The organism is Kribbella endophytica (genome assembly GCF_054781295.1).
Genome location: NZ_BAAGUR010000002.1, coordinates 1,255,599 through 1,278,347 on the forward strand (window position 1 = coordinate 1,255,599; position 22,749 = coordinate 1,278,347).

The 22,749-nt window shown below is 70.1% G+C and carries 20 protein-coding genes; 11 read left to right on the forward strand and 9 right to left on the reverse strand.

The annotated features are described in order from the left end of the window. Nucleotides 1–53: 53 nt before the first annotated feature. On the reverse strand, nt 54–1,469 hold the full coding sequence (gene rox, locus ACYVIO_RS24315; protein WP_460653166.1) for a rifampin monooxygenase: 1,416 nt from the start codon (nt 1,467–1,469) through the stop codon (nt 54–56). Between the two features lie 149 nt (nt 1,470–1,618). Between rox and ACYVIO_RS24320 the strand changes: the two genes are divergently transcribed. Continuing rightward, the gene (locus tag ACYVIO_RS24320) at nt 1,619–2,248 is read left to right on the forward strand and encodes a hypothetical protein (RefSeq protein ID WP_460653167.1); all 630 of its coding nucleotides are present in this window, start codon (nt 1,619–1,621) and stop codon (nt 2,246–2,248) included. A gap of 105 nt (nt 2,249–2,353) precedes the next feature. Here the strand turns inward: ACYVIO_RS24320 and ACYVIO_RS24325 are convergent, their stop codons facing one another. From ACYVIO_RS24325 to ACYVIO_RS24340, 4 genes are all read right to left on the reverse strand, one after another. Continuing rightward, nucleotides 2,354–3,763, reverse strand: coding sequence for a metallopeptidase TldD-related protein (locus ACYVIO_RS24325; protein ID WP_460653168.1), 1,410 nt, complete (start codon nt 3,761–3,763; stop codon nt 2,354–2,356). Continuing rightward, nucleotides 3,760–5,277, reverse strand: coding sequence for a TldD/PmbA family protein (locus ACYVIO_RS24330; RefSeq protein WP_460653169.1), 1,518 nt, complete (start codon nt 5,275–5,277; stop codon nt 3,760–3,762). The genes ACYVIO_RS24325 and ACYVIO_RS24330 overlap by 4 nt, the downstream gene beginning before the upstream one ends. 71 nt (nt 5,278–5,348) lie before the next feature. Then, nucleotides 5,349–7,043 (reverse strand): alpha/beta fold hydrolase, encoded by a 1,695-nt coding sequence (locus tag ACYVIO_RS24335; protein WP_460653170.1) that lies wholly within the window; start codon nt 7,041–7,043, stop codon nt 5,349–5,351. A gap of 61 nt (nt 7,044–7,104) precedes the next feature. Beyond that, on the reverse strand, nt 7,105–7,878 hold the full coding sequence (locus ACYVIO_RS24340; protein WP_460653171.1) for a DinB family protein: 774 nt from the start codon (nt 7,876–7,878) through the stop codon (nt 7,105–7,107). 115 nt (nt 7,879–7,993) lie between these two features. Here ACYVIO_RS24340 and ACYVIO_RS24345 point away from each other — a divergent pair, with 115 nt between their 5' ends. Together ACYVIO_RS24345 and ACYVIO_RS24350 are read left to right on the forward strand one after the other, a co-directional pair. Next, nucleotides 7,994–8,515 (forward strand): RNA polymerase sigma factor, encoded by a 522-nt coding sequence (locus ACYVIO_RS24345; RefSeq protein ID WP_460653172.1) that lies wholly within the window; start codon nt 7,994–7,996, stop codon nt 8,513–8,515. After that, entirely contained in the window at nt 8,512–9,207 is a 696-nt protein-coding gene (locus ACYVIO_RS24350) for a hypothetical protein (protein ID WP_460653173.1), read from the forward strand. Before ACYVIO_RS24345 ends, ACYVIO_RS24350 begins: the two co-directional genes overlap by 4 nt. Here the strand turns inward: ACYVIO_RS24350 and ACYVIO_RS24355 are convergent. Beyond that, nucleotides 9,204–9,926 carry a methyltransferase domain-containing protein gene (locus ACYVIO_RS24355; RefSeq protein WP_460653174.1) on the reverse strand — a complete coding sequence of 241 codons (723 nt, stop codon included), beginning with the start codon at nt 9,924–9,926 and terminating at the stop codon, nt 9,204–9,206. The two genes, ACYVIO_RS24350 and ACYVIO_RS24355, sit on opposite strands and share 4 nt — an antisense overlap. A gap of 147 nt (nt 9,927–10,073) precedes the next feature. Here ACYVIO_RS24355 and ACYVIO_RS24360 point away from each other — a divergent pair, with 147 nt between their 5' ends. After that, nucleotides 10,074–10,709 carry a hypothetical protein gene (locus ACYVIO_RS24360; RefSeq protein ID WP_460653175.1) on the forward strand — a complete coding sequence of 212 codons (636 nt, stop codon included), beginning with the start codon at nt 10,074–10,076 and terminating at the stop codon, nt 10,707–10,709. Here ACYVIO_RS24360 and ACYVIO_RS24365 read toward each other — a convergent pair. Further along, nucleotides 10,706–11,737 carry an NADPH:quinone reductase gene (locus tag ACYVIO_RS24365; protein ID WP_460653176.1) on the reverse strand — a complete coding sequence of 344 codons (1,032 nt, stop codon included), beginning with the start codon at nt 11,735–11,737 and terminating at the stop codon, nt 10,706–10,708. The two genes, ACYVIO_RS24360 and ACYVIO_RS24365, sit on opposite strands and share 4 nt — an antisense overlap. A 193-nt stretch (nt 11,738–11,930) precedes the next feature. Here ACYVIO_RS24365 and ACYVIO_RS24370 point away from each other — a divergent pair, with 193 nt between their 5' ends. From ACYVIO_RS24370 to ACYVIO_RS24390, 5 genes are read left to right on the forward strand one after another with little or no spacing between them, the layout of a single operon-like run. Continuing rightward, nucleotides 11,931–12,860 carry an ABC transporter permease gene (locus ACYVIO_RS24370; RefSeq protein WP_460653177.1) on the forward strand — a complete coding sequence of 310 codons (930 nt, stop codon included), beginning with the start codon at nt 11,931–11,933 and terminating at the stop codon, nt 12,858–12,860. Nucleotide 12,861: 1 nt separating this feature from the next. After that, entirely contained in the window at nt 12,862–13,860 is a 999-nt protein-coding gene (locus ACYVIO_RS24375; RefSeq protein ID WP_460653178.1) for an ABC transporter permease, read from the forward strand. Then, on the forward strand, nt 13,853–14,854 hold the full coding sequence (locus tag ACYVIO_RS24380; protein ID WP_460653179.1) for an ABC transporter ATP-binding protein: 1,002 nt from the start codon (nt 13,853–13,855) through the stop codon (nt 14,852–14,854). The genes ACYVIO_RS24375 and ACYVIO_RS24380 overlap by 8 nt, the downstream gene beginning before the upstream one ends. Next, nucleotides 14,851–15,912 carry an ABC transporter ATP-binding protein gene (locus tag ACYVIO_RS24385; RefSeq protein ID WP_460653180.1) on the forward strand — a complete coding sequence of 354 codons (1,062 nt, stop codon included), beginning with the start codon at nt 14,851–14,853 and terminating at the stop codon, nt 15,910–15,912. The genes ACYVIO_RS24380 and ACYVIO_RS24385 overlap by 4 nt, the downstream gene beginning before the upstream one ends. Continuing rightward, nucleotides 15,909–17,579, forward strand: a complete 1,671-nt coding sequence (locus tag ACYVIO_RS24390; protein ID WP_460653181.1) for an ABC transporter substrate-binding protein — start codon at nt 15,909–15,911, stop codon at nt 17,577–17,579. Before ACYVIO_RS24385 ends, ACYVIO_RS24390 begins: the two co-directional genes overlap by 4 nt. A 3-nt stretch (nt 17,580–17,582) precedes the next feature. On the opposite strand, the gene ACYVIO_RS24395 is transcribed toward ACYVIO_RS24390, so the two are convergent. Next, nucleotides 17,583–18,080, reverse strand: coding sequence for a phosphatase domain-containing protein (locus ACYVIO_RS24395; protein WP_460653182.1), 498 nt, complete (start codon nt 18,078–18,080; stop codon nt 17,583–17,585). Between the two features lie 15 nt (nt 18,081–18,095). After that, the gene (locus ACYVIO_RS24400) at nt 18,096–18,647 is read right to left on the reverse strand and encodes a GNAT family N-acetyltransferase (RefSeq protein ID WP_460653183.1); all 552 of its coding nucleotides are present in this window, start codon (nt 18,645–18,647) and stop codon (nt 18,096–18,098) included. Between the two features lie 185 nt (nt 18,648–18,832). Here ACYVIO_RS24400 and ACYVIO_RS24405 point away from each other — a divergent pair, with 185 nt between their 5' ends. Next, nucleotides 18,833–19,957 (forward strand): metallophosphoesterase family protein, encoded by a 1,125-nt coding sequence (locus tag ACYVIO_RS24405; RefSeq protein ID WP_460653184.1) that lies wholly within the window; start codon nt 18,833–18,835, stop codon nt 19,955–19,957. Continuing rightward, nucleotides 19,954–22,731, forward strand: a complete 2,778-nt coding sequence (locus tag ACYVIO_RS24410; RefSeq protein WP_460653185.1) for an ATP-binding protein — start codon at nt 19,954–19,956, stop codon at nt 22,729–22,731. The genes ACYVIO_RS24405 and ACYVIO_RS24410 overlap by 4 nt, the downstream gene beginning before the upstream one ends. The last annotated feature ends 18 nt before the right edge of the window (nt 22,732–22,749 follow it).

A 22,749-nucleotide genomic window follows, 5' to 3' on the forward strand; every position in this document is an offset into this window, starting at 1 on the left:
CGCTCTCCGGTTGTCGCGTGGCGGCAGACGGGCCTCTTCGGTTGCTCGGCGAATCAGTGGGCGGGCTGGCCGAACCAGCGGGTGAGGTGCGCGTCCAGGTCCTGCTGATCGTCGCCGATCCAGGCGACGTGGCCGTCGGGGCGTAGCAGGACGCACGGAACGTCCAGGGGCGCAGTGGGATCCGCGAGGTGGTCGACCCGGTCGGACCAGTCTGCGACGGACAGGCGTTCGGTGCGGTCCAGTAGGAGGCCGCGGCCTCGGTGCAGCTGGTCGTAGAGCCGGTCCTGCTTGAGGTCGAGATCGCGTAGGCGACGACCCAGCAGGTCCGGGCCTTCGCCGAAGTCGTAGCGGAGGTCGATCGCGGTGATCTTCTCGATCAGGTAGCGGTTCACCTCGTTGAGGTCCATCAGTTCGGTGAGCAGCCGGCGTACGGCCTGCGAACCTGGTTCTGCGGAGGACAGCTCCAGCTGTGCGCGGGTGTTGTCCAGCACCTCAGCGGCGACCGGATGGCGTTCGGCCTCGTATGTGTCCAGCAGTGTTTCCGGCGCCCAGCCGTGGATCTGTGCGGCCAGCTTCCAGCCGAGGTTGAAGGCGTCCTGAACTCCGAGGTTGAGGCCTTGCCCGCCGGTTGGCGGATGGATGTGTGCGGCGTCGCCGGCCAGCAATACCCGCCCGACCCGGTAGCGCTCGGCCAGCCGGGTGGCATCGCCGAAGCGGGACAACCATCGCGGCGAGTGCACGCCGAAGTCCGTCCCGGCGACAACACGCAACTGGTGCTGGAAGTCTGCGAGCGTAGGCCGTTCCGTGCGATCGCTTACTCCGGCGACCGGGACGACCACGCGATAGAGCCCTTGGCCGAACGGCGTGAGACTGAAGCTCTTGCTGGTCTGCTGGATCTCGGCCACCTTGGCGGCGATCTCCTCCTGCGGCGCTGCGACTTCCAGTTCGCCCATCAGCGTCTCGGTCCGCGAGGGCTCGCCGGGGAATCCGACGCCGAGCAACTTGCGCACCGTACTGCGGCTGCCGTCGCAGCCGACGAGGTAGCGCGCACGCAACTGTTCGCCGTCAGCCAGCTCGACGGTCACGCCTTCGTCGTCCTGCTCGACACCGGCGACCGCGTAACCGCGACGGATCTCCGCGCCCAGCTCGATCGCGTGTTCTTCGAGCAGGCGTACGACGACCGGCTGCGGGATGCCCAGCAGATAGGCGTGCGCGGAGTCGAGCCCCTCGGGCACCGGCTTGTGGATAGCGGCGAAGAACCCGGCAGCAGGCCGCTGCCGTCCGTGGGGGAGGAGGCGGTCCAGCAGCCCGCGCATCGCCATCAGTTCGAGGCTGCGAATATGCAGACCGACGATGCGCACGAACGACACCGGCTCGGTGTCCTTCTCCAGCACGAGAACCCGTACGTCGTGCAGCCGCAACTCGGCCGCCAGCATCGCACCGGTCGGGCCACACCCGGCAATGATCACGTCGTACAGGAGGATCTCGTCTCTTCGCGAAGCATCACGGACGACTGCAAGTTACAAGCCTCGGCGTTGCGCCGTCCAAGCCTTTCCGGGCTCGGGCTGTCCGCAGCCAACACGGGCGGCGGCCCACCGAGGCGCTTACGCTGAACGCCGTGACCTTCGAGGAAGCCGGCCCGCATCGCGAAACGCTCGCCCTCCTCGGCAGGCAAACCGATCATCGCGCCGCGGAAGAAGCACTTGTCTCGGCGGGCTGGACTCCGTGCGGGGCCGGCGACTGGGCGATCGCGCTTCGCTCGCCGGACGGTACGGCGGTAGCGCGGATCAGCCCGTTCGATCCGGCCGCTGCTTATGCCGTGGCGCTGTATCGGGAGGCCGCGCAGACCTGGCAGGTCCCCGAACTGTTCGCGCACCGGCGGCTGGTCGGTGGCGGTGACTTCCAGATCCTGGAGTGGCTCCGTCCCGTCCCCGAGCCCGAGGCGGTCGCGTTCCACCAAGCGATCGCCAGGCGGGCGCCGGAAGTTGCTGAACTCGCTGATGCCGCAGGGCGTGTTCTGGAACGGGCCCGCGCAGAGGTGCCGTGGTTCGGACTGAGGCTGGATGACAACCCGGACAACGTGATGCGTGCCGCGGACGGGCGGCTGGTCGTCGCTGACCTGTTCGGTGCCGACGGCCCCAATCTCTACGCCGCGGTGGCGACCGACCCCGATCTGATCGTCGCGCGGATCCCTGAGATCGAGCGGCGCTTCATGACCGAGATCCCTTTGACGTCGACCGGAGCGTGAGCGCCAGAGGTGCGGGAGGCGATGCGCGCAGGGCTTGCCGCGGCAGACGCCCGCAGCAAGAACGCCGCCGTGCGGGAGGCCCTGTGAAGGGGCCTCCCGGGTGCGTCAGTTCGCTTGGCTCTGGGTGGACATGTTGAAGTCGGGGATGAGCAGAGGCGGGGTGGCGGTGCGGGAGAAGTCGTCGCCCCACTCGCGGGAGAAGGTCGGGACTGTGGCGCCGGCGGCGGTGAAGCGGTTGAGGAGGTCGATGGGGCTTTCGTTGAAGCGGAAGTTGTTGACGGCGGCGGTGACTTCGCCGTTCTCGACCTGGTAGACGCCGTCGCGGGTGAGGCCTGTGACCAGGAGGGTCTGGGGGTCTACTACGCGGATGTACCAGAGGCAGGTGAGTAGCAGGCCGTGGTCCATGCCGGCGACGAGGTCGTCGACGGAACCGGTGGCGCCGTCGACGGAGAGGACGTAGTTGTCGATGGTGGGGGTGACCGCGGGGGCACCGGTGAGGTCCGCGGTGAAGCGGCTCTGCATCAGGTTCTCGAGCTTGCCGCCGCGGATCCAGTCGGTCGCCCTCAGCGTGAGGCCGTTGTCGAAGACGCTGGAGGATCCACCGGACGACCGCGCCACCGCGAACGGGAACGTCTCCAGGCCCGGCAGGTGCGGGTCGGAGCGGAGGTTGACCGGCTGCTTGGACAGTACGTCGCCGACCCGGGAACCGCCGCCGGGCTTGGAGAACGGGCTGTTGCCGTCCGCGGCGTCACGGCCGTCGAGCGTCCAGAACAAGTACGTCGTCAGGTCGGCCACGGCGGCCGGCGGCAGGATCGTCGGGTGCCGACCGGCGTCGACCGACACCGTCCGCGAGGCCCAGCCGAGCCGGCGGGTCAGCTCGGCGTCGAGCGAGTGCGGGTCGATGTCGCTGAAGTCGCGGGTCGCGGCGCCCGCCCAGGCGGATTGCGAGAGGTCGCCGGACTTGCCGGTCGCGCTGACGAAACCGCGGGGGAGCGAGTGCCGCAAGCGCATCCCGGCCGACGACCCGGCGTACAGCGTGACGACCTCGTGGTCGGCGAAGCCGTAGAGCCAGCGGCCTTCCTTGCCGGCGCGGCCGAGCACCTCGCCGAGCGCCGGCGCGAACTTCTCGTACACGTTGACGGAGGTCTCGTCGGCCTCCTCGTCCCAGCCCGGGCCGACGGTGCCGTCGACGAGCGGACGCGCGTCCTCGGCCGGCTCGGCGTCGCGGGCCGTCGAGACCGCGGCCGCGACGATCTCGTGCAGCGACTCCGAGGTGACCGACGAACGGCTGACGATGCCGACCGCCGTGCCCTCGCCTGCGCCGACGGTCGCGATCACCGTGACGCTGGTTCCGCGCATCGCGCCGTTCGTGGTGAGCGTGTTGTTCGCCCAGCGCAGGTTCGCGCTCGAGGTCTCGGCGACGAGGACGACGCAGCCCTCGGCTCCCTGCGCGGCCGCGAGCTCCAGGGCCTGCTCGACGGTGTCCTGCGGGGTGAGCTGAATGGCGGTCGTCACCGGCCGGCCTCCTGCGTGGTGTTGAGAATGTTGACGTCGCGGAACAGGGCGGACGGGCACCCGTGGGTGACCGCGCCGGACTGGGACGGCTGCGCCTTGCCGCAGTTCAGCGCGCCGCCGAGCAGGTAGGTCTGCGGGCCGCCGACCGCCTCCATCGAGCCCCAGAACTCGGTGGTGGTCGCCTGGTACGCGACGTCGCGCAGCTGGCCGTCGAGCTTGCCGTCGGTGATCTTGAAGAACCGCTGCCCGGTGAACTGGAAGTTGTAGCGCTGCATGTCGATCGACCAGGACTTGTCGCCGACGATGTAGATCCCGTTCTTCACCTGGCTGATCAGCTCCTCGGTGGAGGGGCCGTCGGGCGCGGGCTGCAAGGAGACGTTGGCCATCCGCTGGATCGGGATGTGGCCGGACGAGTCGGCGTACGCACAGCCGTTGGAGCGCTCGGTGCCGAGCACGTCCTCGTTGACCTTCGCCATCCGGCGGTCGACCTGGTACCCGACGAGGAGGCCGTCCTTGACCAGGTCCCACTGCTGGCCGGCGACGCCCTCGTCGTCGTACCCGACGGTCGACAGGCCGTGCTCGGCCGTGCGGTCACCCGTGACGTGCATGATCGGCGAGCCGTACTTCAGCGTGCCGAGCTGGTCGAGCGTCGCGAAGCTGGTGCCCGCGTAGTTGGCCTCGTAGCCCAGGGCGCGGTCCAGCTCGGTGGCGTGACCGATCGACTCGTGGATGGTCAGCCAGAGGTTCGTCGGGTCGACGACCACGTCGTACCGGCCGGGCTCGACGCTCGGGGCGACCATCTTGTCCGCCAGCCAGCCGGGGATCTGGGCGAGCTCGCTGTCCCAGTCCCAGCCGGTGCCGGTCATGTACTCCCAGCCGCGGCCGGCCGGTGGCGCGCAGGTGGTCATCGTGTCGAAGCGGCCGGACTCGGGGTCGACCGAGGTCGCCTGGATCGACGGGCCGATGCGGACGCGTTGCTGCGTGTACGACGTGCCTTCGGAGTTCGCGTAGAACTTGCACTCGTGCACGGACGCGACGTGCGCGTTGACGTGGGTGACGCCGTCGGCGTCCAGCAGGCGGCGGCTGTAGTCGGCGAGCAGCGCGACCTTCTCCGCGCGCGGCACGCTGAACGGGTCGACGTCGTACGACGAGACCCAGGTGACGTCGTCGTAGACCGGCTCGTCGGCCAGCTCGATCGGCTCGGTGTTGATCGGGCGCGAGACCTGCGCCAGATTGACCGCCTGCTCGGCGACCAGGACCGCGCTGTCGGTGGTCAGCGCGACGGCGGCGGCGAACCCCCAGGTGCCGTCGTGGATCACACGGACGGCCAGTCCGAGGTCCTCGTCGTCGCGGGCGTTCTCCAGCGCGCCGTCGCGCAGGGAGATCGACTCCGAGCGGATGCGCTCCAGCCGGAACTCCGCGAAACTCGCGCCGAGATCCTTGGCACGTTGCAGGGCGGCGCCGGCCAGCTCGTGGCGCGGAAGGGCGAGGAAGGACTCGTCGAGATCAGGCACGAAGACGACCTTAGTACGTCGTACGGACCGTTTTCGCGTGGATTGAATTCCTTGTGGACAACGCGGCCCGGTCAGTCGCCGAGCCGGCGCGCGGCTTCGGTCAGGCGGACGATCCACTGCTGCGCGGCGGGACTGGATTGCTCCTCGTCGGAGAAGGAGAACAAGCCCTGGACCGCCATCGCGGGAAGCGTGTCGCGGAGGTCGGCGGCGCCGTACGCGGCGAGCGCCTCGTCCCACTGCCGTGGGTCGACCGAGGAGACGAGGAACCAGGTGAGGTCGTCGAGGCCTGGGCCGATCCGGAGGTCCTCCCAGTCGAGCAGGGCGATCTCGCCGGTCGGCGAGGTGCGCATGTTCCGGGCCGAGGCGTCGCCGTGCACGAGGGTGGGCGGTCCGGCGGCGGCGGCCCGTTGCTCGAGCACGGGGACCTGGCCGACGAGGCTGTCACCGAGGTCGCGGACCCGCGCGGTCAGGTCTGCTCGGGTGCGGGTGGTGGCCCAGGTGTCGCTGAAGAGCTGGTCCACGAGGTCAGAGGCCTCGGCTTGAGCCAGCCACGGCCACTCGGCGAGGGCCTTGCCCTCCCAGCGCCGGTGAAGGTCGGCCAGCAGGCGGGCGGCGTCGGCGGGATTCGCGCCGAGCTGCCAGTCCGAGAGGTCCTCGAGCTCGAGGTGGGTCGCGCCGTCGACCTGCTCGGCGTGGAAGCAGGCCGGAACGCGAACGCCGACGGACGGGCCGATCTCGCGGTAGAAGCGGACCTCGCGGTCGAACATCTGCAGGCGGTCGGCGATGGATCCGGGCGTGGCCGGCTCGCGGCGCTTCGTGAAGGTCTTCGGCACCAGGGCATCCTCGCAGAGCCGGGTGTTCCCTTGTTCTCGACGGTTCTCGGTGCCGAGACTCCCCGCGGCGACGTCGCGCACGGCCTGGATCACCACGTCCGGGCGGTCGATGTGGATGTAGTGCCCGGCATCCGGTACGACGTGGTGGTGGCCGTTCGCGGCGGCGACGAGCGCTTCCTGGATCGCCATCACCGGTGCGACGAAGGCCTCGGGTCGGCCCTTCATCGCGGTGAGGACCGCGACCGGGACCTGCGGCCAGACGGCTCGCGCACGGCGTACGGCGAGGTCGTCGAGATGGTCGAGCGCCATCGGGACCTCGTCGAGGATGGTGAACACCTGCTCGTCGGTCTCGACGTACGAGAGGTAGGCGTCGATCAGCAGGTCCTCGTGGCTGCCGACGCTCGCGGCGACCTCGGTCGCGAGCTCGCGGGCGGACGGCAGGACGTTGGCGCTGCGCGGGTCGTCGGCGGCCGGCCTGGTCGGGTGGCGTGCGGCCTCGGCGAGCGCTTCGGGGGTGAGGAAGTCGGCCCACAGGGACTCGTGGGACGGGTCGATCAGGACGAGGCCGGTGATCAGGTCAGGGCGTTCCCAGGCGGCGAGTTGAGCCAGCAGCCCGCCCCAGCTGTGTCCGACGAGGATGCACGGCCCGGCAGCTTCCAGTACGGCGACCAAGTCGCCTACCTGTAGGTCGAGGCTGAGCGGCGCCGCGTCGCTGATGCCATACCCGGCGCGGTCGTAGGCGATCACCCGGTGGTCCGCGGCCAGCGCCTTGAAGCACGCCGCGAAGCCGGCGACCGGCGACATCGCGCCCGCCTCGAACACCACAGCCGGACCGTCGCCGGCCTCGATCCACCGCAGGAAACGCCCGCCGCGGTCGAGCTCGCCTCGCACCCCACCGCACAACGCGTCGAACGCCAGCGCGACCTTGTCCACAACATCCCCCTCAGTCAGGTCCCGCGACTGTAGGCCCATCAACCAGGCCAAGGCGATGCAGTTACTCGAGGGTGGTGAGGTCGCGGGTGGCGAAGAGGTGGTGGTCGATCTCTTCCTGCATGACGACGTAGAGGCATTCGGCGACCGGGCGGTCGCCTTCGGGGTAGCCGGGCGCGGGCGTGCGGGGGCAGGGGTGGTTGAGGTCGGCACTGGTGAGAATTTCGCGGACGACTGATTGGCGGGACTCGCGGGCCTCGAGGACTTCGGCGTACGTCGGGGTGGCGGCGAGCGTCATGCCCAAGGCGGCCGCGTCCGTGGGGCTGTAGGCGGACTGGGGGAGGGCCAGAGGGTGGAACGGATTCTCCTCGTCGAGGATCGTGCGGCTGGCCCACGAGTCGGTGATGAAGACGAGGTGGCGGAGGGTTTCGATGAACGACCACTCCTCGTCGACGCGTTGGGAGAGCAACGCTTCGGGGAGTCGTGAAGCGCGGTCGGTGGTGGCGGCCCAGAGAGACTCGATGGTGGTCCAGAGGGCGCGGAAGTCGTCGAGGCTGCCGACCGAGCGGAGCTGGACGCGTTCGGGGTGGCGGCGGTCGAGCTCGGACTCGACGTACGCCGTGACGTCGACGCCGTTGACGACCAGGCGCTCGACGTACCCGGACACGGCGACGTCGACCAGGGTGGCGTCGACGATGCGCGCCCCGGTCAGGTCGCAGTCGACGAAGCGCGTCCCGCGGAGGTCGGCGACGTGGAACCGGGCGCCGCGGAAGCGGTCGGTGTCGGGCGTGCGGTCGTGGCCGGCCGACCAGCGGTGAGGTCCGAACTGTGCGGTCATGCACGGCATTCTGGCGCGGATCCAGGACGATTTCGGGTAGTGGGAACCGCGAACGCCGCCGTGGTGTAGTTCAGGCAGAGGGAGAGGAGGCGGCATCAGCGACGAGGCCGCGATCGTGCACCGGGTCCGGGGCGGTGATTCCGCCGCCTATGCGGAGCTGGTGAACCGTCATGCCCAGGTGGCGCAGCGGATGGCGGTCCTGCTCGGTGCCGGTGCGGACGCCGACGACGTCGTGCAGGAGTCGTTCGTGAAGGCCTACCGGGCGCTCGGCAGCTTCCGGAACGACTCGGCGTTCCGGCCGTGGCTGCTGCGCATCGTGGCCAACGAGACGCGCAACCAGGTCCGCTCCAGACAGCGGCGCGTACGGCGTGAGGAGCTGGTGGCGCTCCCCGACGAGGTGCTCGACGACCCGGCGACCGCTGCGCTGTCGTCCGAGCGCAGGCGTGAGTTGCTGGACGCGCTGAAGACTCTGCCCGAGCAGTACCGGCTGGTGGTGACGTGTCGCTACCTGCTGGAGCTGGACGAGCAGGAGACCGCCACAGTGCTCGGCTGGGCGAAGGGCACGGTCAAGTCGAGGCTGCACCGGGCGCTGAAGAAGCTACGGAGTCAACTGCCGGACAAGGAGGTGCAGCGATGACGGACGAGCAGTTGCTTGAGGAACTGCGAGCGCTCGGCCGCAGCTACACACCTCCTGTCGCTCCCGACCTGGCGACGGCTGTGCTGGAACGTGTCGCCGTACGACGTACTGCCGGTGAGGTCATCCGAAGCAAGTGGCGGGCGCTGCTGGCGTTGCTGGCTGTCCTGGTCGCGGGTGCCGCAGTGGCGCCGCCGGTCCGGGCTGCCGTGGCTGAGTGGTTGGACATCGGGGGAGTGGAGGCCCGGCCGGTGCCGAGCGGCCCGACGAGTGCGCCTGGTCCGCCGGTCGTCAGCGGGCAGCTGTCGCTGCAGGAGGCGGGTCGGCTCGCTGGACTCACACCGCTCGTCCCCAGGCGGCTCGGTACGCCGAACGGCGTCGAGGCGTCAGGCGGCAAGGTGGCGATGACGTGGAACACAGCGGACGGCGTCGTACGGCTGGAGCAGTTCAAGGACCGGTTGTCGCCGTACTACATCAAGAAGTACTACGAGTCGCTGGAGCCCGTGCGGGCGGTGAACGGCTACTGGTTCAGTACGCCGCACGAACTGGTGCTGGAGGACCAGAACGGCAACGAGGTGTACGAGCGGGTCGCTGGGCCGACGCTGGTCTGGGTGTACGGCGGGCTGACGTTCCGGCTTGAAGGTGCCGCGGACAAGGAACGGGCCACGGAGATCGCCGAGTCGGTGACGGGCTAGCGGCCGTAGACGGAGACGTGCATGCCTTCGCCGGTGTAGCGCTCCTTCTCCCAGCCGCCCCAGCGGTCGACCAGCCGCAGTCCGGCCAGGCGGGCCATCAGGTCGAGCTCCGACGGCCAGGCGAGCCGGCAGGAGATCGGGCCGAGGTGGACGCCGGCCGCGTCGAGGCGGACGTGGTTCTCGTCGAGGATCTGGGTCGCCGGGTCGTAGCGGCAGACGTCGAGCACGACGTACGACGGTTCGACCTGCTCGGCGTTGACGTACTGGTTGCTCGGCAGCCAGGCGCTCGGGACGGCGGCCTCGACCAGGAACACGCCGTCGTCGGCGAGGTGGCGGGCGGCGTTCTCGAAGCAGCGGACCTGGGCGTCCTGGGTGAGCAGGTTGAAGATCGTGTTGAAGACCAGGTAGACGAGCGGGTACTTGCGGCCCGTCGTCGTGGTGCTCATGTCGCCGACCAGTACGTCGAGGTCGCTGCCGCCGGGCCTGGTGCGGAGCTGGTCGACCATGTCGGTGGAGAGCTCGATGCCGTCGACGCGGATGCCGCGTTCGGTCAGCGGGAGTGCGATGCGACCGGTGCCGATGGCGAACTCCAGGGCGGAGTCGCCGCGGGCGAGGCCGGCGAGCAGGTCGACGGCTGGCTGTTCGTCACCGCGCGCGGACTTGACGTCCCGGGCGGCGACGGCGGGACCGAAAGCGGCTGCTGGATCGAAGTCGCGCATGGGATCACCCTTGCGGGGGCAGGGCTAGGTCGGCAACCGGATTACCGCGCCCGCGCCGCTGCGCGGCGCGGGCGCGGAGAAAAGAAAGAAGGGGAGGGGGCCGGGCGGGCGTCGGAACCTCCCGGTGCGCAGCGGTGTAGGACGGGTATGAAGACATTGCTGCGGTTGGGTGGGGTGTTGCTGATCGTCATGTCGGCCTGGATCGCGGTGCCGGCGCAGGCGGGTGGGCCGACGAGTGTGCTGCTGAGCGCGCCCGCGATCCCGAAGGTCGCTGCCGCCGGGTACCAGGACGCCAGGTACGACGCGCTGATGAACTCGGTCGGGATGCAGGCCAAGAACCATCCGGGCTGGGAGGCGGAGGGCAACGGCCGGGTGATCCGGGCCACCTGGTTGATCCACGACATGTCGGTCTGGCGGCTCGACCTGATCTACCCCGATGCCCAGGGCGGCCCGTGGGTGGCGTCGTTCGAGAGCTCCACCGGCACGATGCCGGAGAAGCCGATCTGGCACCCGGCGGCCGACGGGCAGGCGCTGATGAAGGTGCTCGGTGAGCTGGGCATGCTGTCGCAGAAGGGCTACGAGGCCACCGACGGCGCGACTCCCGAGACCGCCGTCACCGACGACGCGACGACGACGGCCGCCGCCGCGACCACGAGCGACGGCACCGACGCGTTCACCGGCTGGCGCTGGGCGCTGCCGGGAGCTCTCGTCGGTGCCGTGCTCGCGCTCGCCGCGGTCAAGTTCTGGCCGCGGCGTCGCTGGGAACTGATCGACCAGGACTAGAGCTCGGCGACCTTCACCAGAACCTTGCCTACGGCACCGGACTCGACGGCGCGGTGCGCGTCGCCGGTCCGGTCCAGGTCGAACTCGATCAGCGGCAGTCCCGCGTCCTCGCCGACCGGCAGCGCTCCGGCGGCGATCGCCGCGGTGATGTCCTCCGCACCGGCGGCCACCTTGTCCCAGCCGAAGGTGTAGCCCAGCACGAACTGGTAGCGCACGTTCAGGCCCATGTTCTGCCCGATGTCGATCGCGAACGGCGTACCGCCGTCGTTGGCGTAGATCGCGATCGTCCCGCGGTTCTTCAGTACGGCGAGATCGAGTGCGTTGTTCCGCCCGGCGGCGACCTCGACGATCAGGTCGATACCCTCCGGCGCGATCGCGCGGATCTGCTCGGCGGCATCGTCGTCGCGGTAGTTCACGACGTGCTGCGCACCAGCGGCCTTCGCGTACGACGCTTTGGCCTCACCGCTGACCGTGGCGATGACGGTCGCGCCGGCCCAGCGCGCGAGCTGCACGGCGGCGTGGCCAACGGCACCCGCACCACCAGCGACCAGCACAACAAAGCCCTCGAGAGCGCCGGGCGCGAGCCGCGACGGCCCGTCCTCGGCGACGGTCAACGACCGATGGGCGGTCAGCGCGGGAATCCCGGTCGCCGCACCGAGCTCGAAGCTCGCACTGTCGGGCAAGGGAAAGACGCGCTGAGCCGGCAGCACCGTGTACTCCTGCGCCGTCCCGCTCGCCGGACGCTGGTACGCCGCAAGCGAGACCCACACCCGGTCGCCGACCGCGAAGTCCTTGGTGTCCGGACCCACCGCGTCGATCACGCCCGCGCCGTCGTGGTTCGGCACCGACAGCGGGAGCTCGCCCTCAGCCGCGCCGTACGCGCCGCTGCGGCCCTTCCAGTCGGTCGGGTTCACACCGGACACCGCCACCCGGACCCGGACCTCGCCGGCGCCCGGCTCGGGAACGTCGAGCTCCGTGACGCGCAGAACGTCCGCGTCTCCCAACTCGCTGTGTGCAACGGCCTTCATCGGTACTCCCCATCGGTCTGCGATTGTTGTCTGGCACAACCCCGGACCGGCCGCGGATCTTCCCACCCGGGTCAGCACGAAACCACAGTACGTAGATGCACATTCTCACCATTCAAGACGGCGCGCCGATGGTGGCAGACTCTGGCCTACCGTCTTTCGGCTGGGTTCAAGTCCATCGTTGTCAGGAGTTCTCGTGGGTTCCTCGGTCGCCACGGCCGTCTCACCGACCCGGCAGGCCCTGCGCCGTGTCCGCCGGGACCGCAGTGCCCGGCTCGGCGCCGTCCTGGTCATCGTCCTGATCGTCGTCGCGCTCGCGGCGCCGCTGCTGGCCAAGCTCGAGGGCCAGGACGCCTTGACCTACGACATCGGTCTGCTCGATCCCCTGCGGGGCAACGCTCCGCGCGGTGCGATCGGCGGGCTGAGCGGCGACCACTGGTTCGGTGTCGAGCCGCTGACCGGGCGTGACCTGTTCGCGATCACCGTGCTCGGGCTGCGCACGTCGTTGTTCATCGCGATCGTCTGCACGATCATCACGACCACGGTCGGCACGCTGGTCGGCATCAGCGCCGCGTACTTCGGCGGCTGGTACGACGCGGTCGTGTCGCGGCTGCTCGACTTCCTCTTCGGGTTCCCGCAGCTGGTCTTCATGATTGCCCTGGGCATCATTGTCCCGGCCGGGTTCCCACGCTCGCTGCTGCTGATCATCGTGCTGAGCGTGTTCGGCTGGGCCGGCCTGGCCCGTCTGATCCGCAACCAGGCGCGCTCGCTGGTCACCCGCGAGTTCGTCGAGGCGGCCCGCTCGGCCGGGTCCAGCGGCTGGCACGTGGTCACCCGTGAGCTGCTGCCGAACCTGCTCGGCCCGGTGCTGGTGATCGCGACGATGGCCGTGCCGGGCATCATCGGCACCGAGGCCGCCCTGTCGTTCCTGGGCGTCGGCGTACCGCCGCCGACACCGAGTCTGGGCCGGTCGATCTCGGACTCGATCGCGTGGGTCTACACCGGCACCGACCCGTGGTTCCTGGTCTTCCCGGGCGCGATGCTGTTCCTCGCCGTACTGGGGTTCACGCTGCTCGGCGACGGCGTACGGGATGCTTTCGACGTACGGCTGCGGAGGGCGAACTGACATGCCCGACCTGCTGTGGTTCGTGATTCGCCGCTTGCTGGCGACCGTGCTGGTCATGCTCGCGCTGAGCCTGGCCGTCTACCTGATCTTCTACGCGCTGCCCGCCGACCCGGCGAGGCTCGGCTGCGGAAAGCCCTGTACGCCGGACCGCCTGGAGCAGGCGCGGCACTTCATGCAGCTGGACCAGAGCGTGCTCCAGCAGTACCTGAACTTCCTCAAGGGCATCGTGGCGGGCCGTAGCTTCGGCGAGGGCGCCGCGACCGTGCAGTGCAACGCGCCCTGCTTCGGCTACTCGTTCCCGCTGGCCCGTCCCGTGACCACACTGATCCTCAGCCGGCTGCCGGTCACCGCGTCGATCGCGATCGGCGCGGCCGTGCTCTGGCTGCTCCTCGGCGTCTCGCTCGGTGTCGGCGCGGCACTCAAGCGCGGCAAGCTGTTCGACCGTGCGGCGGTCGGGTTCGCCCTGGTGGGCGTGGCGGCGCCGTCGTTCCTGGTCGGCCTGCTCGCGATCCTGGTCTTCGGGTTCTGGCTGAACATGGTGCCGGTCAACGGATACGTGCCGCTCACCGAGAGCCCGGTCGACTGGGCCTGGCACCTGATCACGCCGTGGGCGGTGCTGGCGGCGCTGTACGCGGCGTCGTACATCAGATTGACCCGGGCGCAGATGCTCGAGGAGCTCAACCTCGACCACATCACCACGGCCCGGGCCAAAGGCGCGGGCGAGGGGCGGGTCGTCGTACTGCACGGTCTGCGCGGCGTCCTGGTCCCGATCGTGACGATCTTCGGGCTCGATCTCGGCGGCCTGCTCGGCGGCGCGATCCTGACCGAGAAGGTGTTCAGCATGCAGGGTCTCGGCGAGCTGCTGATCAGCGGAGTCGGGCAGCTCGACGTCGCGGTGGTGGTCGGCGTGACGCTGTTCTCGGCGTTCCTGGTGATCCTCGCCAATCTCGTGGTGGACGTGCTGCACGGAGTTCTCGACCCGAGGGTGGGCCATGCCTGATCAGCCGGTGCTGGAGGTCCACGACCTCCACGTGACGTTCAAGACCGAGGGCGGGCTGGTGCCGGCCGTCGCCGGGATCGACTTCGCCGTCGCGCCCGGCCAGACGCTGGCGATCGTCGGCGAGTCCGGCTCCGGCAAGAGCGTCAGCTCGGCCGCGGTGATGGGACTGCTGCCGTCGAACGCCGACGTGAAGGGCGAGGTGCTGCTCGGCGGCCGCGAGCTGGTCGGGCTGCCGAAGGACGAGCTGCGCAAGATCCGCGGCAACGACATCGCGCTGGTCTTCCAGGACGCGTTGTCCGCGCTCAACCCGTACTACACCGTCGGCTGGCAGATCGCCGAGGCGTACCGGCTGCACCACGACGCCTCGAAGAAGGAAGCGTGGAAGCGGGCGGTCCGGATGCTCGACCTGGTCGGCATCCCGTCGGCCGAGCAGCGGGCCCGCGCGTACCCGCACGAGTTCTCCGGGGGAATGCGGCAGCGGGTCGTGATCGCTATGGCTTTGGTGAACGACCCGAAGGTGCTGATCGCGGACGAGCCGACGACCGCGCTCGACGTCACCGTCCAGGCGCAGATCCTGCGGCTGCTCGAGGACGTGCAGCGCGAGTTCGACACCGCGCTGGTGCTGATCTCGCACGATCTCGGGGTGGTCGCTGAGGTCGCCGATGACATCCTCGTGATGTACGCCGGACGCGCGGCCGAGCGCGGGACCGTCCGGGATCTGTTCTTCCGGGCGGCGCACCCGTACAGCCTGGGGCTGCTGGGCGCGATGCCGCGGGTCGACGTACCGCCGAGGCATCGATTGGCAACGATTCCCGGGAGTCCGCCGTCGCCGGGGTCGATCAAGACCGGGTGCCCGTTCCAGCCGCGGTGCGCGTACGCCGTGCAGGTGGGGGAGCGGTGCGTGACCGAGCGGCCCGAGCTGACGCCGCGGCCGGGCGAGGGCGATCACGAGGCGGCCTGCCATCTCGGGCGCCGGCCGGAGGTGCAGCTGTGAGCGAGGAGAACGTGGAGGTCCGCGAGGTGCCCGCAGGCGGCGAGGAACGCAGCCGCGGGGACTCGGCGCCTGGCGAGGAGTTGCTCCGGCTGACCGGGGTGAAGAAGTACTTCGGCGTACGGGGTCTGCCGTTCCGGAAGGCGGGCGCGGTCCGTGCGGTGGACGGGATCGACTTCGTCGTACGCAAGGGCGAGACCGTCGGTCTGGTCGGAGAGTCGGGGTCGGGCAAGTCGACGCTGGCGCGCCTCGCGATGCGGCTGCTCGACCCGACCGAGGGGCGCGTCAGCATCGGCGGCCAGGACGTCACCAAGCTGCGCGGCCGCCGGCTTCGTCCCGTACGGCGCAAGATCCAGATGGTGTTCCAGGACCCGCAGGCCTCGCTCAACCCGCGGCAGTCGGTCGGCACGATTCTCAGCACCCCGTTCCGGGCGCAGGGGATCAAGCCGACCCGCGCGCAGCTGATCGAACTGCTGCAGCAGGTCGGGCTGTCCGAGGAGCACCTCGAGCGGTACCCGCACGAGTTCTCCGGCGGCCAGCGTCAGCGGATCGGCATCGCCCGCGCGCTCGCGGTGAAGCCCGACCTGCTGGTCTGCGACGAACCGGTCTCCGCGCTCGACGTCTCGGTCCAGGCCCAGGTGCTGAACCTGCTGGCCGACCTGCGCGACGAGCTCGGCCTGTCGTACGTGCTGGTCGCGCACGACCTGGCCGTCGTACGGCAGGTCGCTGATCGGCTGGCCGTCATGTACCTCGGCACGATCGTCGAGGAGGGCCCGGCCGCCGACGTCTACGCGAACCCGGCCCACCCGTACACGCGCGCGCTGCTGTCCGCCGTACCGGTTCCTGAACCGGGTGCGGTCCGGGAGCGGATCGTGCTGACCGGCGACGTCCCCACGCCGATCGACCCGCCGTCCGGGTGCCCCTTCCGGACCCGGTGCTACAAGGCCCAGGACGTCTGCGCGACGGTCCGGCCCACCCTCGAAGAAGTCAGCGGCGAGCACCGTGTCGCCTGCTACTTCCCCGAATCCTCTGAACCCCCCACGTCTGAGAGGACACCATGAAGAGCATCACCCGGGCGGTCGCTGTCGCAGGGGCGCTGGCCCTCGCGCTGGCCGCCTGCAACGCCAACGACAAGTCCGCGCCCGGAGCGGGCAGCGACGCGGCCGCCGAGAAGGGCGGCACGCTGCACTTCCTGAGCACCAGCAAGGAGATCAGCTACGACCCGGCCAAGAGCCAGAACCTCGGCATCAGCGGCATCCACCTGGTGCTGCGCGGCCTGACCTCGTGGAAGACCACCGAGGGCAAGGGCGCCGAGATCGTGCCCGACCTGGCCACCGACACCGGGCAGGTCAGCGACGGCGGCAAGACCTGGACGTACAAGCTCAAGCCGGGCCTGAAGTACGCCGACGGCTCGCCGATCGTTGCCGCTGACATCAAGTACGGCGTCGAGCGGTCGTTCGCGCCGGAGTTGTCCGGCGGGCTGAGCTACCACAAGTCGCTGCTGGCCGGCGCCGAGAAGTACACCGGTCCGTACAAGGGCCAGGAACTCGCGTCGGTCGAGGCGCCGGACGACACCACGGTCGTGTTCAAGCTGAACAAGCCGTACGGCGACTGGCCGTGGATCGTCAGCATGCCGGCGTTCTCGCCGGTGCCGAAGAAGGCCGACACCGACCCCGCGCACTACGGCGAGGACCCTGTTGCCAGCGGCCCCTACCAGATCAAGGCGTACGCGCCGGGCTCGAAGCTGGAGCTGGAGCGCAACCCGAACTGGGACCAGGCGAGCGACCCGGCGCGGACCGCCCTGCCGGACTCGATCATCACCGACATGGGTCTGCAGCCCGACGTGATCAACCAGCGGCTGATCGCCGACGCCGGTGACGACAAGTTCTCGGCCACGACCGGTACGTCGGTTCCGGCCGCGCTGATCCCGACCGTGACCGGCAACCCCGCGGTCAAGGCCCGGGTGGCGACCTCGCCGTCCGGCGCGCTCGAGTACCTGGCGATGAACAACAAGCGCCCGGCGCTGGCCAACCCCGAGGTCCGCAAGGCGATCCAGTACGCCGTCGACAAGCAGGCCGTTCAGGTCGCCGAGGGCGGTCCGGAGTTCGGTGGCGAGATCGCGACGACGCTGATCACGCCGGGCATCGAGGGCTACGCCAAGTTCGACCTGTACCCGACGCAGCCGCAGGGCGACCCGGAGAAGGCCAAGTCGATGCTGGCCGCGGCCGGTGCCACGAACCTGAACCTGGTGCTTGCCGCCGACAACCAGAAGCTCGGTGTCGCCCAGGCGATCCAGCAGGGTCTGAAGCGGGCCGGGATCACGGTCTCCATCAAGCCGTACGACGCCGAGGCGCTGACCGAGGTGCAGACCAACGCGAAGGGCGACTACGACCTGACCGTCGGGAGCTGGCTGCCGGACTTCCCGAGTGCGATCGGCAACATCCAGCCGCTGTTCGCGTCGTCGGAGATCGGCAACGGCGGGTACAACCTGTCGCGCTACTCCAACGCGGCGGTCGACACCGCGATCGCGGCGGCGACCGGTGAGCCGGACCGCGCCAAGGCCGCGTCCCAGTGGGCCGCGCTGGACAAGCAGATCCTCGGCGACGCGCCGCTGGTTCCGCTGCTCTACGCGACCAACGCGTTCCTGCACGGCTCGAAGGTGCAGAACTTCTACCTGGGCGCCTACCCGCCGTACCCGAACACCCTGATCGTCGGGCTGAGCAAGTAGGTCCTACGTACGGCCCTCTTTCTCCTGGGCCTCGAAGAGGGTCGGCTGGGTCTCGGCATCGAGTCCCCAGTCGGCCCTCAGCACGGTGTAGCCGGCCTTCTCGGCGGCGGCGCAGACCTTGACGTCGTCGTCGACCAGGACCGCGACCGGGCGCTCGGCCTTGAGTTGGTCGAGCCGGTAGAGCTTCATCGTCGCCGACGGGCGGCGGTCGTTGTTGCGCCGCATGAACAGCTGCCCCTCGGGGAAGCCGTTGTCCTTCAGCCACCGCACCGTGTCCCGCCGCAGCCGCTCGGGCCGGCCGGTCAGGTAGACGATCTCGTGCCCCTCGGCCAGCTTGGTCGCGACCGCCAGGCCTTCGTCGAGTACGGCATCGTCCTTTGCGCCGGCGAAGAACGAGTCCCAGTCCTTCGGCTTCTTGTTCAGGAAGTGGACGCGCTTACTGGTGTCGGACAGCGTCGCGTCGATGTCCAGTACGGCGTACGGCGGCTTGTCGTCAGGCACGGTCCCCAGTGTCCCCTACGCGCCGGCCGACCAGGTCTCCCGGTCGACGGCGTACTCGACCTCACCGTGCTCGGTCCCGGGCAGCGGATCCTCGAACACCACGTGGAAGACCCGCACGAACCGCAACCCCGACTTCACCATCACGCGCCGGGACCTGGTGTTCACCGCCATCGTGTCCGCCACCACCCGCTCGGCCCCGAGCTCGGTGAACGCCTTGGCGATCAACGCCCGCGTCCCCTCGGTCGCGTACCCACGCCCCCACACGTCCCGCCGCAGCCGATACCCCACATCGAGCGTGCCCGCCGTGGCTGTCGGCTGCAGCCCGAACCACCCCACGAACTCGCCCGTCGCCTTCTCGTGCGCCGCGAACGTCCCCAGCCCCGGGTGCCGTGCGTAGACGTCCAGCATCCCCGGCAGCACCTTGTTCTCGATCTCGTCCCGAGCCGTCACCTGCCCGGTCAGAAACCGCATCACCTCGACATCCGAGTCCAGGCCCACCAGCAGCTCGACGTCCCCGGTCGTGAACCGCCGAAGCACCAGCCGCGCGGTCTCCAGGTACGTCTCCATGCGCCCGATCCTGGGTGATGGACGGGTGGCACGGCAACGGGGTTTCGGCGTACAAGACTAGACCGGAAAGAGTAGGTGTTGTGTCAGGGAGCTTCCGAAAGGGTGTTCGGATGCCGGGCGGTCGGGGGGTTGTGGGTGTGTTGGGTTGGGCGGTAGTCGGTGGGTCGGGTTAGCGTTCTCGCGCGATGGACGAATCGATCACGTTTCTGCACAGTTCGGACTGGCAGCTGGGGATGATGCGCCGGTTCCTGGGGCCGGACGGTCAGGCCCGGTGGGGTCAGGCGCGGCTGGATGCTGTCGCGCGGATCGGTGAGGTCGCGGAACGGACCGGCGCGCGGTTCCTGGTGGTCACCGGGGACGTGTTCGAGCACAACCAGGTCGAGCGGCAGACGATCCTGCGCGCGTGCGAGGCGCTGAAGCGGATTCCGGTCCCGGTGGTGCTGCTCCCGGGCAACCACGACGCCCTCGAGCCGGGGTCGTTGTGGACGTCGGCGCAGTGGGCCGCGCACAAGCCGGACCACGTCACCGTGGTCGTCGACGAGTCGCCGTACGAGGTCGTGCCGGGCGTCGAGATCGTCGGGGCGCCGTGGCGTTCGCGCCGGCCGGTGTCGGATCCGGCGGCTCCCGGGTACGCCGGGCTGAAGCCCTCCAAGAACCGACGGATCCTGCTCGCGCACGGGCAGCTGACCAGCCTGAGCGGCGGCATGTCCGACGTACCGACCATCGACCAGGCGGCGCTCGAGGCCGCGGTCGAGGACGGCCGCCTGCAGTACGTCGGACTCGGCGACCGGCACTCGATGACGAAGGTGACCGAGCGAATCTGGTTCTCCGGGACGCAGGAGGTCACCGCGCCGGAGGAGACGCATCCGGGCAACGTCCTGGCCGTGACGCTCACCGGGGACGCGATCACCGTCGAGCCGCAGCGGGTCGGTGCCTGGCACATGGTCGAGCACCACGCGGAGCTGGACGGCGAGGAGTCGCTGAAGGCGCTGGAGGACTGGTTCGCCGAGCTGCCGGACAAGGAGCGGACGTACGTCCGGCTGGCTGCTGACGGCTCGCTGCCGTTGCCGCTGATGAGCCGGCTGGACGCGACGCTCGACGCGCTGGGCGAGGTGTTCGCCAGCGTCGAGAAGTGGCCGAAGTTCTGGACCGTGCGGCCGGCACCCGAGGCCGCCGATCTGGACGCGCTGCAGCTGAGCGGTCCGGCCCGGGCGGCGATGGAGGAGCTGCGGCAAGCGCTCGCCGGCGGCGACGAGGCGGCCGGTGCGGCCCTGACTCTGATGCACCGTTTGGCCAGGGACGCGGGATGAGACTGCACAGCCTGACGCTGCGGAACTTCCGCGGCGTCGCGGAGCGCACCGTCCAGCTCCCCGCGATCGGCACCACCGTCGTGGTCGGCGACAACGAGGTCGGCAAGTCCAGCCTGGTCGAGGCGTTCGCGCTGGTCTTCGACTTCCCGGACGACTCCAAGTCCAAGCGGATCGCCGACGTCCAGCCGGTCGGCCACGACGTCGCGCCCGAGGTGACGGTCGAGCTGACCCTGGGCGGCCGCGAGCTGACCTACACCAAGCGCTGGCTGAAGAACCGGTCCACCGAGCTGTCCGTGATCGCGCCGGACGGCCGCCGCCAGACGTTCACCGGCCGCGAGGCGCACAACGAGGCCGAGCGGCTCTTCAACGAGAACGTCGACCCCGTGCTCTGGCAGACCCTGATGGTCAGCCAGGGCCAGTCGCTGATCCTGCCGACGCCCGCCGACGCCGAGCCGCTGATTACCGCGGTCACGGCAGAGTCCGGTACGCCGGTCGACGGCGCTTCGATGCCGCTGGTGTCCGCGGTCGAGCACGAGTTCCTCCGGTACTGGACACCGCGTGGTCGTCCGACGGGCGACTTCGCCAAGTCGGCCCAGGCGGTGACCGCGGCCGAGCTGCGGTCCGCGCAGGCGGCCAAGGCGATGGAGGAGGTCGTCGCCGACATCCGCCGGGCCGAGCGGCTAGCTCTCGACCTCGAGGACCTCACCACCCGTTTGGCCGAGCACCTGAAGTCCGTCGAGGAGCTGCGGGTCCGCAAGAAGGACACCGACGAGATCCTGCTCCGGCGGGACTCGGTGCGCGCCCGGGCCGAGACGGCGCGGGCCCGGCTGGAGAACCACACGCGCACCCGGCTGGAGCGCGAGCGGCTGCTGTCCGAGGTCGAGCGGTTCACGACGGCAGCCGGCGAGCTGGCCGAGCTCAAGACCGAGGCGGAGAAGGTCGCCAAGGCCTCCACCGACACGCTGCACGCCGCCGAGGCCGCGCTGGCCGAGGTGGTCGAGCTGAAGGACGACCGGCGCGGCGACGTCCAGCACGCTGAGCAGCGGGTGTCCGAGCTGATGGACCGCGCCGAGCTGGACCGGCTGACCGGTCAGCAGGCCGAGCTGGCCGACGTACGGGCCCGGATCGCTACGGCGTCGCGGGTGCTCGACGGGATCAAGGTGACCGACGACCTGGTCGCCGAGCTGGAGGACTCCCGGGCCAAGGTCGTCGAGGCGCGGGCGGCGCTGGCGGCCGGCGTACCGGAGGTGCTGGTACGGCGGCTCGGTGCCGAGGAGGTCTCGCTGGAAGGGACCGGCCTGGACGCCGGTGGTGCGAAGGTGCCGCCGCAGCTGGCCGAGGGCGCTGAGCTGTCGATGCTCGTGTCCGGCGAGCTGCACGTCGGCGTACCGGGTCAGGTCGAGATGGTCGTCCGCGCGGGCGGCGACGCGGCCTCGCTGCGGTCGCTGGTCGATGAGGCCGTACGGCGTGAGACGGACCTGCTGAAGCGGGCCAAGGTCCGCGACCTGCAGGCCGCCCGTGAGCTGCTGCGCAAGAGCGACACCGCGTCGGCGGAGCTGCAGGAGGCCCGGCGGACCGAGCGGTCGCTGACGGCCGGCGGTGACCCGGGGGAGCGGATCGCCTTGCTGGCGGCGCGGTTGGGTGTCTTCGGCGACGAGCCCGCCGAGGAAGAGGAAGAGGCGCCGAAGGGCAAGCAGCAGCCGGCGGTGGAGAACGTACCGGGGCAGATGTCGCTCTTCGAGGAGTTCGCCGAGGACACGTTCGACTTCGAGGACCTGGTGATGCCGGAGCCGCTGGCGCCGGACGACCTGGCCGGTGCGCAGCGGGCGCTGGAGGACGCGCGGACCGAGCTGGCGACGGCAGAGCGGTTGCTGACCGATGCGGAGTTCGCGGCGGCGCAGGCGCGGAAGGCGGCCGACGAGGACCGGTCCGAAGCGCAGCAGGCGCGGGCCCGGGCGGAGCTGGCGGCTGAGCGGGTTGCTGCGGCGACGGCTGAGTTGGAGGCGGCCCGCGCGGTGCTGGCCGACGAGGACGTCGACGCGGCGGAGGAGACGGCCACCGGTGAGGTGGAGGCGGTGCTGGAGGAGTTCACCGCCGTGCAGGAGCAGGTGGACGCTGCTGGTGCGGACCACGTCGAGGGCGAGCTGGCTGACGCGCTGGCCGTCGCCAACCGGCTGCAGGGCGAGCGGGACACACTGCGCGATTCACTCCGTACGACGGAGGGCCGGCTGGAGCAGTCGGGCCGCGACGGGCTGGCGACTCGGCAGGACACGGCGGAGCTGGAGCTGGCCGCCGTACGGACCGAGCACGAGAACCTGCAGCGCCGGGCCGAGGCCGCGCGGCGGGTGCACGAGACCTTGGGCCGGCACCGGGCTGCCGCGCAGACGAAGTACTCGGAGCCCTTGCAGAGCAGGATCGAGGCGCTTGGCCGCAGTGTCTACGGGCCGACGTTCCGCGTCTGGCTCGACGACGACCTGGCCGTCGCCGAACGCGAGCTGGAAGGCAACCGGCTGCGGATCGAGTCGCTGTCGACGGGCGCGCAGGAGCAGCTGGCGATCATCACCCGGCTGGCGATCAGCCACCTGGTCAGCACGACCGAGAACAGCGTGCCCGTCATCTTCGACGACGCCCTCGGCTGGTCCGACAAGGCCCGCCTCCGCGATATGGGCACCCTGCTCGGCCGTGCCGGCGACCACGGCCAGGTGATCATCCTGACCTGCATGCCCGACCGCTACGAGTACGTGCCCAAGGCAACCTTCATCAAGCTGCAGTAGCTCGACGAAGGTTGCCTG

Coding starts and splice junctions, on each gene's coding strand:
- ACYVIO_RS24380 (WP_460653179.1), top strand. CDS start 13,853: ATGCCTGATCAGCCGGTGCTGGAGGTCCACGACCTCCACGTGACGTTC.
- ACYVIO_RS24405 (WP_460653184.1), top strand. CDS start 18,833: ATGGACGAATCGATCACGTTTCTGCACAGTTCGGACTGGCAGCTGGGG.
- ACYVIO_RS24350 (WP_460653173.1), top strand. CDS start 8,512: ATGACGGACGAGCAGTTGCTTGAGGAACTGCGAGCGCTCGGCCGCAGC.
- ACYVIO_RS24400 (WP_460653183.1), bottom strand. CDS start 18,647: ATGGAGACGTACCTGGAGACCGCGCGGCTGGTGCTTCGGCGGTTCACG.
- ACYVIO_RS24360 (WP_460653175.1), top strand. CDS start 10,074: ATGAAGACATTGCTGCGGTTGGGTGGGGTGTTGCTGATCGTCATGTCG.
- ACYVIO_RS24365 (WP_460653176.1), bottom strand. CDS start 11,737: ATGAAGGCCGTTGCACACAGCGAGTTGGGAGACGCGGACGTTCTGCGC.
- ACYVIO_RS24410 (WP_460653185.1), top strand. CDS start 19,954: ATGAGACTGCACAGCCTGACGCTGCGGAACTTCCGCGGCGTCGCGGAG.
- ACYVIO_RS24340 (WP_460653171.1), bottom strand. CDS start 7,878: ATGACCGCACAGTTCGGACCTCACCGCTGGTCGGCCGGCCACGACCGC.
- ACYVIO_RS24375 (WP_460653178.1), top strand. CDS start 12,862: ATGCCCGACCTGCTGTGGTTCGTGATTCGCCGCTTGCTGGCGACCGTG.
- ACYVIO_RS24355 (WP_460653174.1), bottom strand. CDS start 9,926: ATGCGCGACTTCGATCCAGCAGCCGCTTTCGGTCCCGCCGTCGCCGCC.
- ACYVIO_RS24390 (WP_460653181.1), top strand. CDS start 15,909: ATGAAGAGCATCACCCGGGCGGTCGCTGTCGCAGGGGCGCTGGCCCTC.